Here is a 14,841-nt window from a genome sequence, read left to right on the forward strand (position 1 = left end):
GACTCCATGGCTTCCCTACCGCTCAACCATTCACTAAGCGTAGACTTCCCCAAAATCAATTTCGCCACACCGGGCAAAAGCAGCGAAGTTACGCTGAATGCTCCGCCCAATAACCCAACTATCAGTCCCCATAGATTCCATGCTGGGTAATTCCTCCAGAGGCAGCCCCAAAGCCCGGTGGAAGGTAACTACGTTCAGCACAAACACGGTTACCGCCACAAGCGTCACGTACTTCCCCACAGGAAAGCCTGTAAAAACAAGTTGCTTGAACCACACCTCACTCAAGCGGGATGGATCGGTCACTATCCGATGAAGCGCATCAAATATGGCTTCGGGAAGATTGGAATTACTATAGTGCCTGCCTTCCACCTGATAGGGAGATAATGCCTTCTTTCGCTCCCCACAAAAATCACAGTCGAATGCAGCACGTACCTCCCTGGCCATGGTAACGTGCTTCTTCGCAGTTCATCAGTTGCCGGTATTTTCACTAAACTGCCAAACCCTAACATTTGCCTCCCACAAATTTTCACGGACAGGGTATGGTGACTTAGAATAATCAAATAGCATTGTTTAAACACACTCCAGTGACTAATGAATTCAATGCTTGTTATGGCGTCCTGAAAAAGAGCCTGGTGTAACGCCATGATTCCACCACCGTTAAAAGGGGAATTATTTTTAAACAAAACAAGGATTTTTTAAAAATCCATCCGCAGTAGCCTAAAAAAGTTCAGGCACCATTAATGTACTTGACAAACATACCCCTTCACGGGAGATCATCCACAAACACCCTAAATAGATTGACCGGGAACTATGGCTAAAAAAGCAATTATTATTGGTGCGACCGGGCTGATTGGCAGCCATCTTATTGAACAACTGGTGCAGGATGATTCTTTTGATGAAATAGTCACCCTAACCCGCCGCAGCGCGCCCTTTTCCCACCCTAAAGTTCACAATGAAGTGGTGGATTTTGAGCGCCTGGAAGAGCACGCAAACCTGTTCCGTGGCGACCTGCTCTTCTCCTGTCTGGGCACAACAAAAAAGCAGGCAGGCGGTCTGGAGCGGCAATACAAGGTGGATGTGGAGTATCAATTCCGTGCGGCACAGTTGGCTGCCGATAACGGGGTATCCCATTACCTGCTGGTATCCTCCAGTGGAGCCAATCCTAAAAGTAGCAGCGCCTATTTGCGCATGAAAGGCGAACTCGAACAGAAAGTACTGACCCTGCCTTTTACCCGCATCAGTATTTTCCGCCCCTCGCTACTCCTGGGGGAGAGAGGGGAATCACGCCCTGCCGAAAAAATAGGCGCTGTATTGCTACCCTGGGTCTGCCGACTCCCCGGACTACGCCAATATCGCCCCATTAGCGGCGCCCAGGTGGCGGAAAAAATGATAAACGTTTGTAATAAAACGGGTACAGGCATAGAAACCTTCACCCTGGACGAACTGTTTTACACCTGATTATTCTTTGCCTTTCCAAGCCATCCAGACTGGCGAATGGCGCCCCAGCAGCACAGACTATCTGTATAGGTACACACTTTCCGGTGAGCACTATGTTGTTGTTTGTGCGCCATCTCACCCCTCTACTATCCCTCTATTGGGCCCTGCTTTCGCTATCCGCAACGGCGGACTGTCGCCTGGATCGACAGGAACAGAAACGGTGTGGTCCGGGCCAGTGTACTCGCAACAGTGACGGCCAGGTCTATTGCGCGTATCACTTTGGAGGCGGAGCTCTACGTGATTTGAACGGCAATATTGCCTGTGGTGTAGGTTTTTGCGTCAGGGACTATCTGGGTAAAATCTGGTGCTCAAAGCACAAAGGTGGGCTCGCGGGACGCAATAGCAAGCAAAAAGTTGAATGCCAGGGAGGTTGCGCACGGGGAACGGCAAAATTATGTGTGCCCGGGCACTGAGGAATCGCCCCATATGACACAGAAAATCACCGGACTGCGGCAACTGCTTGAACAAATTGAATCGAGTAGCCAGCACACTGCGCGTATCTCCCTGCAGCTTGTACTGGAGGCAATCGGGCCCAGGTCTTATGCGCCCTTCCTGCTGTTAGTGGGGTTGATCCTGTTTTCTCCACTGAGTGGCGTGCCTGGCTTGTCTACTGCCATGGCCTCACTCCTGCTGCTGGTAGCCATCCAGCTGTTACTGGGGCGCAAACATGTATGGCTACCACAATGGTTGCTAAACCGCTCCATCTCCCATAAAAAGTTAAATGCAACCCTACGCTGGATGCGAAGGCCGGCGGCCTTTGCCGACCGCTGGATGCAGCCGCGCCTTGACTTCCTGGTACGACGCAGTGGTACTTTCGCGATAGGCACTATTTGCTCACTGATTGCTCTGACTATGCCCCTGATGGAATTTGTGCCCTTCTCGGCAACTACTGCCGGATTTGCACTCACCATCTTTGGCCTGGCCCTGGTTACCCACGATGGACTATTAGCCCTGATTGCATTTGTTTTTACCGGTCTACTCACCTGGCTTCTCGCCCACGCCCTACTTTGACAAACATTGGTGTATCCGCACTACTACTCTGCTCACTGGCATCATAGCTTCAAGTTTTTTACTTTTAATTAATACCTTGAGATAAACCCAGTATAAGATTTATGCATGAATGGATCAGTATAAAAATTAGACTTTAAATCGATAAATAAGGAGCATAACTTTTTATGCAGTGCTCCAGCTAAGCTCATCCATTCACTTGAATCGTATCCAAAGCCCCCATTACCCATAGCCTATGTAGGTGCACATAGCAGCTATGGCTAACAATTAGACAGTAGTCACAATAGCTGGCCTATCAAAGCCTTATGCACACCCTTTTAATGTCACCATATGCCAGCCTGAATACCCTTTTCTTCTCAGCCGGGAGGCTGGTGTTAGTCTTGACCGAGAGGATAGGCGAGCAAAGCTTCCTTAAGTTCATCTGTTAAGGGTTCTGCACGCTTAGCATCATAGTTAAAATAAACATGTACCGTTTTACCGGACGCAACCCGCTTTTCGCTTTGCCACGCCTCCTGGTATACGTCAAATGAGCTTGATCCAACGCGAGATATACCTGTACGTATCTCAACATCCTGACCGTAGAAGATCTCCCCGTGAAATTCTATTTCAAAACGGGCAAGAATCAGTTTCCACTTTTGTATATCTAAATTAGGTGTGAACAACTCAAAAATAGGGTTACGCGCACCTTCAAACCAGATAGGCAACATGGTGTTATTGATATGACCTAACGCATCCGTGTCAGAAAAGCGTGTTTTTATCGACTCTACAAACATATTTCACCGGCACATAACATACATTAATAATGCACACAGCATGACATGGCTTTTACAGAAATCAACTCGTGAATAGATTGATCTAACGAAACGAAAAAGTTGCTATTGACCCTTGGTGTTGACATTCCTAGAATTGAATGCTTGACGTATAACTTCAGCAGTTTAATTGGACTACCCGTATGACAGATTTTATCGAAGTATATGATGGCGCCCTTCCTTTGGATTTCTGTCAGAAAATTATCGAAACATTTGAGAAAAGTCCAGGCAGGCAGGTACAGGGAGTAACAGGAGGGGGTGTTGATCCTTCGAAAAAACTCAGTAAGGATATCCATTTAAACCAACACCCTGAATTTAAAGATATCTTAGCCAAAACTGTCGACTACACCTCAGAGCATATAGCCCATTACTTTAAAAAGTACTATTTTTTACTCATAGGCACCTTTGGCCTTACTGTCATTCATCCCAAAACGGGCAAACCGGTTACGCTCATTCAAGACAACTATGAAGAAGTGGGCGCACCTCAAGCGCACATTTTGATACAACAGTTATTCCGCATAGGACATATCAACGCCCAAAAGTATAATAAGGGTGAAGGCGGCTACCCCTATTGGCACAGTGAAATTTTCCCTCAAACACCCCACAATGAGGCACTGCATCGCGCCCTATTGTTTATGTTTTATCTCAACGATGTCGATGAAGGTGGACATACTGACTTTTACTACCAAAACAAAACAGTAAAGCCGAAAGCTGGCCGGATGGTGATTGCGCCAGCTGGCTTTACTCATACCCACAGAGGTAACGTACCTGAATCAGGTGATAAGTATATTTTAACCTCCTGGGTCTTATTCAATCGGGCCGAACAGATATACGGTGTGAACCAATAATTAAACAAATAAGGCCAGTTTTTCTGGCCTTTCCATACTTGCCACAATTTATCTATCATAATCTCATTTGTCGTACCAAGACATAAGTACGTTTTTATCCTTCCCACCAGCAACGGGCACGTCACTGATACAGCTCAGTTAATCCATCACTTCTTTCAGTCGAACACCTATCTCTGAACACTAAAGTGGCAAGTACTTTGTATTGGCGCAATCAGGGCCCCAACCATTTAGTTGACCTCAGCATTACTTTAACGGGCAGATGACCTATATCAACTGTTGAATTTATACGGGGCTTTATTGTTGCGTCTTTCAAGGAGAAACCTAACACTATGAGTCGCCCGCTGAGGTTGCTATTTATGGAGGAATATCAGCCGCCATTATAGAATTTATTCTGGGATATTGCCCTCGGTAAATCCCGGGAATGACCAACGCCTGCTGCTGATGTGGGACTCATTTGCTACAGTCATGACGGTGATAATGCCCACAATGATGTAGCTGGCAATTGCCAGTATTTAGCAAGGAAGCATCCCCACTCAATTCAAGAGAAAATGCTGCTCTGCCCGAACTGGGGTTAAATACACTTAAAGCTGATCTCGCTCAAGATAACTTTCCGACAAATAAGTAATTTATCAGTAAGTCGATGTTTCATTATGAGGCGATATTTCCATGCTGACTGGCGAAATTAGTCCTGGAACAGGAATTATGAAAGAAATATGGAGTAAAAAAGGAACAAATTAGGAACTTGTAATTACTACAACTATTTAGGTGGCAGCCTAAATATTGACATGATAAGTTCAAGAACAGCATCCATATAGTAACATTCAATAATCAAAATGATTTTGTTATTTGATGAACTGGAAAATTCACCGACTGTTAATCTATATTCAATTAAACTGCACCCACTGTCACTTTAATAATCAACCATATACTTCTTAGAACAAAAAACGAACAAAAGGGAATAGAGACATGCCGAGTTATGAAAACTTCTTAAGCCTCTTAGATAACGATTTGGAGCAGGCTTTTAAGACCTATGAGCTTGACTTCAACAGTGCCGAATTTGATTCTCAGGCAGGTGCGTATGAAACCAGCATCGAATTTGAGTTCAAAGGCCCTAACAAGATTCTAATGAAAAAGGATCCAAAGTCAGACAAGAAAGCAACCTACTTAACCTGGGCTCGAAAAAAGGCGGTTCCAGTAAAGCTTGACAGTAACAGTCCTCCTTATTTTATGACATCGCACTTGAGTAACTGCCGTATGACCTTCAAATTTCACGATGATCAAAATAAGAGCGTTACAGTTATACATGTTGCTGGAGATGTCCCCAATGGTGGCACTATTGAAGGGAGCGTACAACGGGATGAACTTGAGAATGAAGTAGTAACCCCTGAAGTGAAAAGGACAAGGCGACTATCAATTGGTGGCCCCAAAACAGGTCAAAAAGGAAGAAACTTCAAGAAGGAGCAAGCAAAAGCAGGTACAGCCTATTACGATACTTGTGCTCGTGTTTTTGGCGTTCGCGGTGATGATGACAGATGGACATTCTACACTCAGGATATTGGTCGCAAAGACAAGCTCATAGGCTTTTTTGAGATTGAATAAATAAATTAAATGCGGTAGTTCAGTATAGGATTAGTGTTTTATCCAATAAAACATGCGTCTGAACTACCCTTCCCTAAATCGCCTGGCTACTGCAGCTACAATTTAAAAGAATACATATTTTAAGAGAAGCCTTGGGACATTGACTCCCATTTGGTGAAATTGTAACTAACCTCTACTCGGCCACTTGAACATCTGAACCCAGTAAGCGCGGATAATAAGCGATCATCATAAGCGCAAGCACATCATAAACAGTATGCCAAATGATCACCCCCAACAGGCTTCCAGTTAGCTGATAGGCAATTCCCAAAATCAAACCCACAACAAATGTCATCAGGAAATAGGTAAAAGAGGCCCAGTGCATAAAGCCGAAGACCAGCGAGGCCCCCAATAACCCGAGTAGCGGAGAGCTCTTCTCCGATAACCACGCCTGCAGGAATCCACGAAACAGCAGCTCCTCACAAACACCCGCTGCTATAGACAGTAGAACAATCTGTACACTGGAAAGCCCGGAAAATAGTGAGGTTAACTGCGCGCAATGACCGCGCAAAGTGCGGCCAACAGACGTATGGGATCGGGTCAGGATAACCACGGCGGCAAAGGTGACCAAAGCACCGATAAGGCCCCAAATCATTGAACGTATCGGGGTATCACCCGGTAGGGAAACCTCAATCCCTGAAAGCTCAATGGCCACCAGGGCGATCAGCAGGCATCCTGCTTCTATCCACATCATAATGGAAAAAATGCGCGCGCTACTCTTTACCTGATTAGGCTTCTCAATTTCTGGTTTTTCGCCTTCCGACATAGGCCCTGGCTCCATCAGTTCCTTTGTACATCGCTCTTTTCATCACCAACTACAGACTTGAGGCTCACTTGACCACTGGAGGTCACCATCAGCTCCGCCACGCCCCCTTCTCGCAGGTCCTTTTCAAGCTGCAGCGCTTTTTTCTTGGGTGCGAAGTAAGCTTCTATCCCGTATTTAACACGATAGCTATCGTCGTTACGCCAGGCACCTATGTTAGTAAGACGCCCTCTAAGGAAAATACCCTCAGTCGGTCTTTTCAAACTCGCCGAGGAAAACACATATAAGCCAGACGGCGACATTTTCATGGAAACATATACCACCTCTCCCTGGCGCACCGGCCTGTCAACAGGCAGAGCTGACTTCTTAATCTCAGAGAAGCCATAGTTCAGGCGGGCGTAATTGCCACGAAACATTGAGCGGGGGTCCACCGGGGTAGTCTTCACCCGGATTGGCTCACCAGACCAGAGTGGAACCTGAGCCTTTACATACAAGCCCGTAAGAATCAAAAATTGTGCGGCAATTGCCGTAACCAGGGCTAAGATAACTCCTTGCTTCATCGTGTACCCTCCCTTCCCTGGTGGAACTTCCAGTATTTGGCCGCTCCCAACAACAGGCCCGCAAATAGAATAAAAATCAGGGCTGCACCCAGGTAATCGCCAATCAGGTCGATATAACGCAACAAGGCGGTGAGCAATACTGCCATCACTCCAAGGAAGAAATAGTGGGAAATGCCATCGTGAATTCCACGATAAATCAACCAAATACCGCTGCCAATTAATGCAAAATTCGTAGCCACCTGTAGATACACAGCAAGCCCTTGGTTATTACTGGTACTCACAAAAGCCAGGGCACCGGCAAATAGCACAAGAAAAATGCCTGTAGATAGCAGGCGTCGTGTCGGCATAGCCAACACCAAGGTTATTACGGCCATAACCACTACTACCAACCACATAGACCACAAGTGGTCCCAGTCCGCTTCAATCAACGACTCCCAGGGGGATTCAAAACTGAATACTAGCAAGCTGATCAGTGCAAAGCGCAAACACCACACCGAAACTACCGCCGCATAGTCACGGGCAACTGATGATTGCTTCAGGGCCAGCCAATGAGCAAATATGTATAACAGCACAAACAAGGAAATAGCCACCGCTAGGCTCTCGACTTGTAAGGCCAGCTTAAAGCCGTCTTCCTGGACTCGCCAAACTTCCGCCAAAGAATACTCAATCCATAAACCAATACTCCCCAGAAGAACCAAAAGCAATAAGGCATTCACCCGCCCACGCAATAGCACAAAAAGGGAAACCAGGATAAATAGTGGGAAAAGTACCGGGTAATACCCCATTCTGACCTGTAAAAAGAACCAGAGTAATGCCAGCACATTAGCCTGCAGTGCTATCCAGGGGCTCCGTGTGATCAGGGCAAATGGCAGGCACCCCAACGCCCACCAGAGGAGCCCATCGGGCATATGCTCACCCAAATGATAAATCTGCGAGATAAGAATTATCGAAGCACCGAAGAAGAAATTCCCCAGCAGGAAAAGGCCCTCGCCCGCGCGGGGATCGCGTTTCAGATATATACGCAGCGCAACACACTGGGTGGCAACAGTGAGAGCAATCAGCCCCCCCATACGCAGTGCGCGGGGAATCTCATCCCAGTTGGCGCCAATCAGGGTGATCAACGCCAGGGCAATAAACAAATAACCGAGGCCTACCAGTACGTTGTATCCGAGGGAGCGCTCCCTGGCCCTGTGATAGTCCACCTCGTAGCGGGCACAGATCAATTCAGCTTGCGCCTCACTGATCACCCCATCGTCCACCCACTCCCCGGTCTCTCGTGCCAGATCATGCTTTAACAATCGAATCAATCGCATACCACCATCCTGCGGAAAAGTGTCCATCCCCGGTGCGAATTATTGTCCACACCCTGTGTCAGGGCCGAGTATCCCTAAAGTCGCCCATACCCACAATGAAATGTCTCAGATAGCTGGAGGCTATCTGCTGGATTTAAATTGTTAATTTTTATTAGGAGGACCCCAGCAATAGTATAGATTCCATAGAGAACACAGACAGACAACGGAATTTCTAAAGGAGCTATCCATGTCACGCTATATCGAATCCGAGCTGAAGCCATTCAGTGCCAAAACTTACCAAAATGGCGAGTTTCATGACCTCAGCGAGGCCGACGTTAAAGGTAAGTGGGCGGTATTCTTCTTCTACCCTGCCGACTTCACTTTTGTGTGCCCCACCGAGCTGGGGGACCTGGCGGACAACTATGAAGAGTTCAAGAAGCTGGGGGTTGAGATCTACTCCGTATCCACCGACACCCACTTCACCCATAAGGCCTGGCACGATTCCTCAGATACTATTGGCAAGATCCAGTATCCGATGATTGGCGACCCCACCGGTACTATCACTCGCAACTTCGGTGTGATGATCGAAGAAGAAGGTATCGCAGACCGCGGCACCTTTGTCATCGACCCGGAAGGCCGTATCCAGATCGTTGAGATCACGGCAGGTGGCATTGGCCGGGACGCCAGCGAACTGCTGCGTAAGATCAAAGCCGCCCAGTACATTGCCGCGCACCCAGGTGAAGTCTGCCCGGCCAAGTGGAAAGAAGGTGAAGAGACCCTGGCGCCCTCCCTCGATCTGGTAGGTAAGATTTAAGATTTCCCAAGCCCTCACAGGATTGGAACTGGCTTTGCCCACCTTTTGGTGGGCATTGTCATTAAATTATTAAAAACAACCTACAAGAACCAAAGCCTCTCCCAAAGCTCTGAATATTTAACATCTCTACTTATCAGAGGACAAAAATTAATAGCAGGTATTATCTTGACCATAACGGGCTCTCATCTCAGTAGCCCGCTCACTACAATTGAGCCCAATATTTTAACTTTCATTAAATCCATGAAAATATGGGAAAGTTAAAAAACATGTCAATGCACGCCGCTCCCCACTGCTCACAGGTTGAACATAATGAGGGAATCTTGAGCTTAAAGCGATAACCATAGAATTTTCCTCTGTATGCAGTTCCACCTCCTCATTCCTTAAGTAATTCATATAGATATACTTACCGCCAGAATATTCACTGGAAAAATGCAATACTATCGAGGCAAAATAATGTGGATTTGTATCTGTATCCAGGTGCTCAGAAATAAATCCTCCATTTTTCAAAATGGTGAATTGACATCGCGGTATTGCCCACTGATCACTTCCCACTATCCCCCTATAGAATTTCCTCATTTTTTCAGACAACAAAATTTGGAACACCTCTGACGCAATTTCATGATTAATGATTTTAGGCGTGTAATTTTCAAATTGGTCATACGCCACCCTACCAACAAGGGTTTTATGAGTATCACCAGTATTACTAAGAGTCACCTCTTCATATTCAACTTCATTAGAAAGTTGCCGCAGTACCTGCCATTCAGAATCCGTAAACGGAATTTTTTTCTTAGAGAAAAACAATGGTTGGTGTAATAGTTCATGCTTAAAATTCAGTAACTCATCATTATATAAACTTTTTTCTCTGGGCAAGCCGAAGTTGTCGGACAAAAAATACACCAAAGTCGTCCTATAGCCTTTCGATAAAGGAGTAACTTCATGCAGAAGGTTACCATCAGTAATTAACATAGATCCTGGTTCTATTTTTATTTTTTTATCTACTCCAGAACAATGAAGAATAGTCTCTCCCCCTCCTGCTGATGAGAATCCAAGTGCACCACTATTGCAAACAGGTAATCCAGGTGACTATCTGGCTTATCTGGATCTCCTTGCATGTCGGAATGTAAGCCAACAAAATTTCCTTTCTTTAGCCTATTTACTTGGCACCTTCTAATACACACATTCTCAAATCCAGTTATCTCCCGATAAAAATGCTGCATCCGCTCGTCATTAATAACTGCATCAACCTGCTGCATGTATTTCGAACTATCTTCAGGAAGGCCAATATCATTCCTGAGCCTTCCGACTAACAGGTTATGTTTATCACCTGCATCGCCATCTAAAACCTCTTCATAGTCCAGGTTGCCTGCAATGGAGTTTATTTCCTTTAGCTTATCCTGAGTAAGTGGATTTGAATCCGACCTTAGATATAAATATTTATCCTTTCTTAGTATTTCCCCTAAATCTGGAACATTAAGTGGTAGATTCATCTTACCCTCACTCATCTCAAAACTATCAACCTCAGAAAAGCATGGTCATCTACATTTACTTTATCCCCCAAATAAACCTCCATATAATCGCATATGGAACTCATTAATTTAGCCTAGGTTGCCCTCGCTTAAATGCCCAATACAATTAGACCTAACTGGGTTTTACTATTGCTCTTTTGGCTACTATTTCTACTAGTTTTGAGCACCAATCCTTGACGCCACTCCTTCCTGCTTACCCGTAGCTTTATCTGTCGCATAATTTCTGCTACTCCGTCGCCGAGCCACTTCGGCACATATAAAGCACCCCTCCTCAACTATCAATCCATCAATATATATTGATAAAAACTATCACTGACATTTATATTAATAATTTCTATCAATATAGCCCAGTCGATAGTATGGATCCTGTTCCCCAGACAACGACCAACAAGACAGTGATGAGTAAGGAGCTATCCATGTCACGTTACATCGAATCCCAACTGAAGCCTTTTAACGCCAAGGCTTTCCAGAATGGCGACTTTTTTGACCTCAGCGATGCTGAAGTAAAGGGCAAGTGGGCGGTGTTCTTCTTCTACCCTGCCGACTTCACCTTTGTGTGCCCAACCGAGCTGGGTGACCTGGCGGACAACTATGAAGAGTTCAAGAAGCTGGGGGTTGAGATCTACTCCGTATCCACCGATACCCACTTCACCCACAAGGCGTGGCACGACTCTTCCGACACTATCGGCAAGATCCAGTACCCAATGATTGGCGACCCCACCGGCACCATCACTCGCAACTTCGGTGTGATGATTGAGGAAGAAGGTATCGCAGACCGCGGCACCTTTGTGATCGACCCGGAAGGCCGTATCCAGATCGTTGAGATCACTGCCGGAGGAATTGGCCGGGACGCGAGCGAACTGCTGCGCAAAATCAAAGCCGCCCAGTACATTGCCGCACACCCCGGTGAAGTCTGCCCGGCCAAGTGGAAGGAAGGTGAAGAAACCCTGGCCCCCTCCCTCGATCTGGTAGGAAAAATCTAACCCCGAATAACTCTGACCCGGCCCACCAAAAAGGTGGGCCACAACAAACTTGAAACTGTTAGAGAAAGGACACACCGATGTTGGACGCAAACCTGAAAAAACAACTGGACACATACCTGCAGAATATCGTCAAGCCGATTGAGATTCGTGTGTCTACCGACAATAGTAAAAAATCCAAAGAGCTGGAAACCCTGGTCGATGAAATCTCAGGGCTCTCCAGCAAAATTACTGCGCAGCAAGGCCAAGCCCAGCGCACCCCAAGTATGGCTATCTCCCCTGCCGGAGAAGAACCCCGTGTAAGCTTTGCCGGTATTCCCTTGGGTCATGAGTTTACTTCGTTGGTGCTGGCTTTACTGCAAGCTGGCGGCCACCCATCGAAAGCAGACCCCGAATTGCTGGAGCAAGTGCGCAACCTGAAAGGTGTATTTCACTTTGAAACCTATATCTCATTGTCCTGCCAGAATTGCCCCGATGTAGTACAGGCACTGAATCTGATGGCTTCCCTCAATCCGAACATCACTCACGAGATGATTGATGGCAGCCTGTTTCAGAAGGAAGTTGAGCAACGCAATGTAATGGCCGTACCTGCGGTCTACCTAAACGGCGAACATTTCGGCCAAGGCAGAATGTCCCTTGAGGAAATTGTCGGCAAACTGGATACCGGCTCCGCAGAACGCAAAACTGAAGAACTGAATGAAAAAGCTCCCTATGATGTTTTAGTTGTGGGCGGTGGCCCAGCCGGTGCCGCGGCTGCTATCTACGCCGCACGCAAAGGTATTCGCACAGGCTTAGTAGCGGAACGCTTTGGTGGGCAGGTGATGGACACTGTTGGTATTGAGAACTTTATCTCCGTACCTTATACCGAGGGCCCCAAGCTCGCAGCCAGCCTGGAGCAACACGTTAAAGAGTACGGTGTAGACATTATCACCGACCAGCGCGCAGCAAATTTAGTGCGCAACGAGCTGGTAGACCTTGAACTACAAAGTGGCGCCACCCTATCCAGCCGCTCAGTAATACTGGCCACCGGTGCACGCTGGAGAGAGCTGGGCGTTCCTGGCGAGGCAGAATACCGTACCAAGGGCGTAGCCTACTGCCCCCACTGCGACGGCCCCTTCTTTAAAGGAAAGCGTGTAGCAGTGATTGGCGGAGGCAACTCCGGTATCGAAGCAGCTATCGACCTTGCCGGAATCGTTGAACACGTCACCGTACTAGAATTTGCCGATAAACTGCGTGCAGATGAAGTATTAGTGCGCAAGGCACAGCTGATGGGCAATATCGATATTATCGTCAATGCACAAACCACTGAAGTATTGGGCGATGGCAACAAGGTCAACGGCCTTGCCTACACTGACCGAGAGTCAGGCGAGAGCAAAAAGCTCGATCTGGCCGGTGTCTTTGTACAGATTGGCCTGGTACCAAACACGGAATTCCTTAAGGAAACCGATATAGAGATGAACCGTATGGGTGAGATTGTGATCGACGAGCGCGGAGCAACCTCCATCCCCGGCGTCTACGCCGCTGGTGATGCCACTACCGTACCTTACAAACAGATTGTAATCTCTATGGGTGCAGGGGCCACAGCCGCACTGGGAGCTTTTGACTATCTGATTCGCTCCTAAGTAAAGTAACCAGAAGCAACTAATAAAGGCCGGTCTTTGACCGGCCTTTATTTAACTCGGTACAACCTCGAACTATAAGTAGCTCACCCTTAAACAGAATAATACCCGTCAATAAGGATACTCCTTTATCTGCTACTCTCAGTGCAAAAATAAAGAGAGGAGTTGAAAGAACTACAAATCTTTTAGGCAGTCCGGATCAGAAGTGTCTGCTGTATTATTACTCCAAGTATTAAATTGATTTGTACATTCTGCATTTTCGCTTAAATCTACCAAATCATCCTCTCCATTGTCCAATGCAGTATTATTTTTTACCGTGTTATTTGTGGCACTACTCGAAACCTCTATTCCTACAGTAGCATTATCTAAAACAGTATTACGATTTATCAAGTTGTCAGTTACAGCAGCATCTATATCGATGCCGCCCTCTTTATTCCCCTCAACAAAGTTCCCCGAAATTGTATTAAAACCAGTTTCTATGTCTACACCATCATCGTCATTTAGAATTATCAAGTTGTTAGTGAGCGAAGTGTTTTCTGCACTAATTTCCACCCCATCACTTCCACTGTTTTTTATCTCATTGAGTGTTATAACAGCAAACTCTCCATCAACCAAGATGCCGTCATTTCCGGCGCCATCTATATAATTATTACTTATAGTATTGTAATCACTCCCTTCTTTAATAAAAATCCCATCATCTGAAACCCCAACCTCTGGTCCCAATATTTTAGCCCCAGAAATGAAATTATAACTACTCACAACCTCAACCCCATCAAGCGCGAAGTCAAGAATCTTTGTATTCAAAACTGTATGTGACCCAACCCCTTCCAAAATTACCCCAGTTGGGCAAGAGTTTATTTCCCCACCAGTTACAATTGACGACAAACCCTTTACCCGTACCCCAGCAATACCAGCACCGAGAGAGTTGTCACACGTTATCTTACCACCACCTAACATCCTTAAATATCCAGTCGGGCCAACTACAGTTAGCGCATAAGGACTGTCAGTTGTTAATGGGCAGTTCAATTCCTCCAACAGGAAAGTTGGAGTAAAAATAGTTTCGCCACACTCAACGGCAAGCGCATAAGAGGATTGAAAAAATGCACACATCAGTACAGAGGCATATACAGGTGGTTTAATTAAATTAGAAACCATAATCTTCATGATAAATTCCCTTTAGTTTAAAAGTATTCAATGCCAACAAACATACCCAGCCAGAGACTGAAAGCATCTGACAGCACTGAAGAAAAATACCACAAATAATATTAATTACATTTTATCAATAATACTAAATTTGAATAATTTCAATAAGCTCACAGCAAAATAGATATATAAACGCACAGAGCTCCAGTGGACCATATAGAGCAGTTATGAAAATTTCTGATAGCTTTATTGGAGCATTCCGCTATAGATCCATATAAAGGCGCTAAAAACACTTTCAATCCATTTATTGAGAGCCCATCATATCAATCCGATGCGACATCAACACT

At 46.1% G+C, this 14,841-nt stretch carries 16 protein-coding genes; 8 read left to right on the forward strand and 8 right to left on the reverse strand.

Going from position 1 to position 14,841, the window contains the following annotated elements; all coding sequences use genetic code 11:
• Nucleotides 1-33 precede the first annotated feature (33 nt).
• Entirely contained in the window at nt 34-444 is a 411-nt protein-coding gene (locus GL2_RS20225; protein WP_143732535.1) for a hypothetical protein, read from the reverse strand.
• A gap of 366 nt (nt 445-810) precedes the next feature.
• Here GL2_RS20225 and GL2_RS20230 point away from each other — a divergent pair, with 366 nt between their 5' ends.
• The 3 genes from GL2_RS20230 (at nt 811) to GL2_RS20240 (ending at nt 2,508) form a co-directional block, all read left to right on the forward strand.
• On the forward strand, nt 811-1,458 hold the full coding sequence (locus GL2_RS20230; RefSeq protein ID WP_143732536.1) for an NAD-dependent epimerase/dehydratase family protein: 648 nt from the start codon (nt 811-813) through the stop codon (nt 1,456-1,458).
• A 92-nt stretch (nt 1,459-1,550) separates the two neighbouring features.
• Entirely contained in the window at nt 1,551-1,910 is a 360-nt protein-coding gene (locus GL2_RS20235) for a hypothetical protein (protein WP_143732537.1), read from the forward strand.
• 13 nt (nt 1,911-1,923) lie between these two features.
• Nucleotides 1,924-2,508, forward strand: coding sequence for an exopolysaccharide biosynthesis protein (locus tag GL2_RS20240; RefSeq protein ID WP_143732538.1), 585 nt, complete (start codon nt 1,924-1,926; stop codon nt 2,506-2,508).
• 371 nt (nt 2,509-2,879) lie between these two features.
• Here GL2_RS20240 and GL2_RS20245 read toward each other — a convergent pair whose 3' ends face one another.
• Nucleotides 2,880-3,278: a thioesterase family protein gene (locus GL2_RS20245; protein ID WP_143732539.1), complete on the reverse strand. Its 399-nt coding sequence runs from the start codon at nt 3,276-3,278 to the stop codon at nt 2,880-2,882.
• Nucleotides 3,279-3,457: 179 nt separating this feature from the next.
• Between GL2_RS20245 and GL2_RS20250 the strand changes: the two genes are divergently transcribed.
• Together GL2_RS20250 and GL2_RS20255 are read left to right on the forward strand one after the other, a co-directional pair.
• Nucleotides 3,458-4,162 carry a 2OG-Fe(II) oxygenase gene (locus GL2_RS20250; RefSeq protein ID WP_143732540.1) on the forward strand — a complete coding sequence of 235 codons (705 nt, stop codon included), beginning with the start codon at nt 3,458-3,460 and terminating at the stop codon, nt 4,160-4,162.
• 966 nt (nt 4,163-5,128) lie between these two features.
• Nucleotides 5,129-5,761, forward strand: a complete 633-nt coding sequence (locus GL2_RS20255) for a hypothetical protein (protein ID WP_143732541.1) — start codon at nt 5,129-5,131, stop codon at nt 5,759-5,761.
• A 172-nt stretch (nt 5,762-5,933) separates the two neighbouring features.
• Here GL2_RS20255 and GL2_RS20260 read toward each other — a convergent pair whose 3' ends face one another.
• The 3 genes from GL2_RS20260 to GL2_RS20270 are packed head-to-tail and all read right to left on the reverse strand — an operon-like array spanning nt 5,934 to nt 8,433.
• Entirely contained in the window at nt 5,934-6,563 is a 630-nt protein-coding gene (locus GL2_RS20260) for a CPBP family intramembrane glutamic endopeptidase (protein ID WP_172621221.1), read from the reverse strand.
• 14 nt (nt 6,564-6,577) lie between these two features.
• Nucleotides 6,578-7,120 carry a GDYXXLXY domain-containing protein gene (locus tag GL2_RS20265; RefSeq protein WP_143732543.1) on the reverse strand — a complete coding sequence of 181 codons (543 nt, stop codon included), beginning with the start codon at nt 7,118-7,120 and terminating at the stop codon, nt 6,578-6,580.
• Nucleotides 7,117-8,433: a DUF2157 domain-containing protein gene (locus GL2_RS20270; RefSeq protein WP_143732544.1), complete on the reverse strand. Its 1,317-nt coding sequence runs from the start codon at nt 8,431-8,433 to the stop codon at nt 7,117-7,119. Before GL2_RS20270 ends, GL2_RS20265 begins: the two co-directional genes overlap by 4 nt.
• A 226-nt stretch (nt 8,434-8,659) precedes the next feature.
• Here GL2_RS20270 and ahpC (GL2_RS20275) point away from each other — a divergent pair, with 226 nt between their 5' ends.
• Nucleotides 8,660-9,226, forward strand: a complete 567-nt coding sequence (gene ahpC / locus GL2_RS20275; protein WP_143732545.1) for an alkyl hydroperoxide reductase subunit C — start codon at nt 8,660-8,662, stop codon at nt 9,224-9,226.
• A gap of 222 nt (nt 9,227-9,448) precedes the next feature.
• Here ahpC (GL2_RS20275) and GL2_RS20280 read toward each other — a convergent pair whose 3' ends face one another.
• Together GL2_RS20280 and GL2_RS20285 are read right to left on the reverse strand one after the other, a co-directional pair.
• Nucleotides 9,449-10,192 carry a 2OG-Fe(II) oxygenase gene (locus GL2_RS20280; protein ID WP_143732546.1) on the reverse strand — a complete coding sequence of 248 codons (744 nt, stop codon included), beginning with the start codon at nt 10,190-10,192 and terminating at the stop codon, nt 9,449-9,451.
• A gap of 29 nt (nt 10,193-10,221) precedes the next feature.
• Nucleotides 10,222-10,713: a hypothetical protein gene (locus tag GL2_RS20285; RefSeq protein ID WP_143732547.1), complete on the reverse strand. Its 492-nt coding sequence runs from the start codon at nt 10,711-10,713 to the stop codon at nt 10,222-10,224.
• Nucleotides 10,714-11,168: 455 nt separating this feature from the next.
• Between GL2_RS20285 and ahpC (GL2_RS20290) the strand changes: the two genes are divergently transcribed.
• Both ahpC (GL2_RS20290) and ahpF read left to right on the forward strand, forming a co-directional pair.
• A complete protein-coding gene (gene ahpC, locus GL2_RS20290; RefSeq protein ID WP_143732548.1) occupies nt 11,169-11,735 on the forward strand; it encodes an alkyl hydroperoxide reductase subunit C in 567 nt (188 codons plus the stop codon).
• Nucleotides 11,736-11,812: 77 nt separating this feature from the next.
• Entirely contained in the window at nt 11,813-13,354 is a 1,542-nt protein-coding gene (gene ahpF, locus GL2_RS20295) for an alkyl hydroperoxide reductase subunit F (protein ID WP_143732549.1), read from the forward strand.
• 171 nt (nt 13,355-13,525) lie between these two features.
• Here the strand turns inward: ahpF and GL2_RS20300 are convergent, their stop codons facing one another.
• Complete coding sequence (locus GL2_RS20300; protein WP_143732550.1) at nt 13,526-14,515, reverse strand: right-handed parallel beta-helix repeat-containing protein; 990 nt, start codon at nt 14,513-14,515, stop codon at nt 13,526-13,528.
• Nucleotides 14,516-14,841: the final 326 nt, after the last annotated feature.

Origin of the sequence: Microbulbifer sp. GL-2, from assembly GCF_007183175.1 — a bacterium.
Classification (GTDB): Bacteria; Pseudomonadota; Gammaproteobacteria; order Pseudomonadales; family Cellvibrionaceae; genus Microbulbifer.

Coding starts and splice junctions, on each gene's coding strand:
- GL2_RS20250 (WP_143732540.1), top strand. CDS start 3,458: ATGACAGATTTTATCGAAGTATATGATGGCGCCCTTCCTTTGGATTTC.
- ahpF (WP_143732549.1), top strand. CDS start 11,813: ATGTTGGACGCAAACCTGAAAAAACAACTGGACACATACCTGCAGAAT.
- GL2_RS20280 (WP_143732546.1), bottom strand. CDS start 10,192: ATGTTAATTACTGATGGTAACCTTCTGCATGAAGTTACTCCTTTATCG.
- GL2_RS20255 (WP_143732541.1), top strand. CDS start 5,129: ATGCCGAGTTATGAAAACTTCTTAAGCCTCTTAGATAACGATTTGGAG.
- GL2_RS20225 (WP_143732535.1), bottom strand. CDS start 444: ATGGCCAGGGAGGTACGTGCTGCATTCGACTGTGATTTTTGTGGGGAG.
- GL2_RS20260 (WP_172621221.1), bottom strand. CDS start 6,563: ATGTCGGAAGGCGAAAAACCAGAAATTGAGAAGCCTAATCAGGTAAAG.
- GL2_RS20235 (WP_143732537.1), top strand. CDS start 1,551: ATGTTGTTGTTTGTGCGCCATCTCACCCCTCTACTATCCCTCTATTGG.
- GL2_RS20245 (WP_143732539.1), bottom strand. CDS start 3,278: ATGTTTGTAGAGTCGATAAAAACACGCTTTTCTGACACGGATGCGTTA.
- GL2_RS20300 (WP_143732550.1), bottom strand. CDS start 14,515: ATGAAGATTATGGTTTCTAATTTAATTAAACCACCTGTATATGCCTCT.
- GL2_RS20265 (WP_143732543.1), bottom strand. CDS start 7,120: ATGAAGCAAGGAGTTATCTTAGCCCTGGTTACGGCAATTGCCGCACAA.
- GL2_RS20230 (WP_143732536.1), top strand. CDS start 811: ATGGCTAAAAAAGCAATTATTATTGGTGCGACCGGGCTGATTGGCAGC.
- ahpC (WP_143732545.1), top strand. CDS start 8,660: ATGTCACGCTATATCGAATCCGAGCTGAAGCCATTCAGTGCCAAAACT.
- ahpC (WP_143732548.1), top strand. CDS start 11,169: ATGTCACGTTACATCGAATCCCAACTGAAGCCTTTTAACGCCAAGGCT.
- GL2_RS20240 (WP_143732538.1), top strand. CDS start 1,924: ATGACACAGAAAATCACCGGACTGCGGCAACTGCTTGAACAAATTGAA.
- GL2_RS20285 (WP_143732547.1), bottom strand. CDS start 10,713: ATGAATCTACCACTTAATGTTCCAGATTTAGGGGAAATACTAAGAAAG.
- GL2_RS20270 (WP_143732544.1), bottom strand. CDS start 8,433: ATGCGATTGATTCGATTGTTAAAGCATGATCTGGCACGAGAGACCGGG.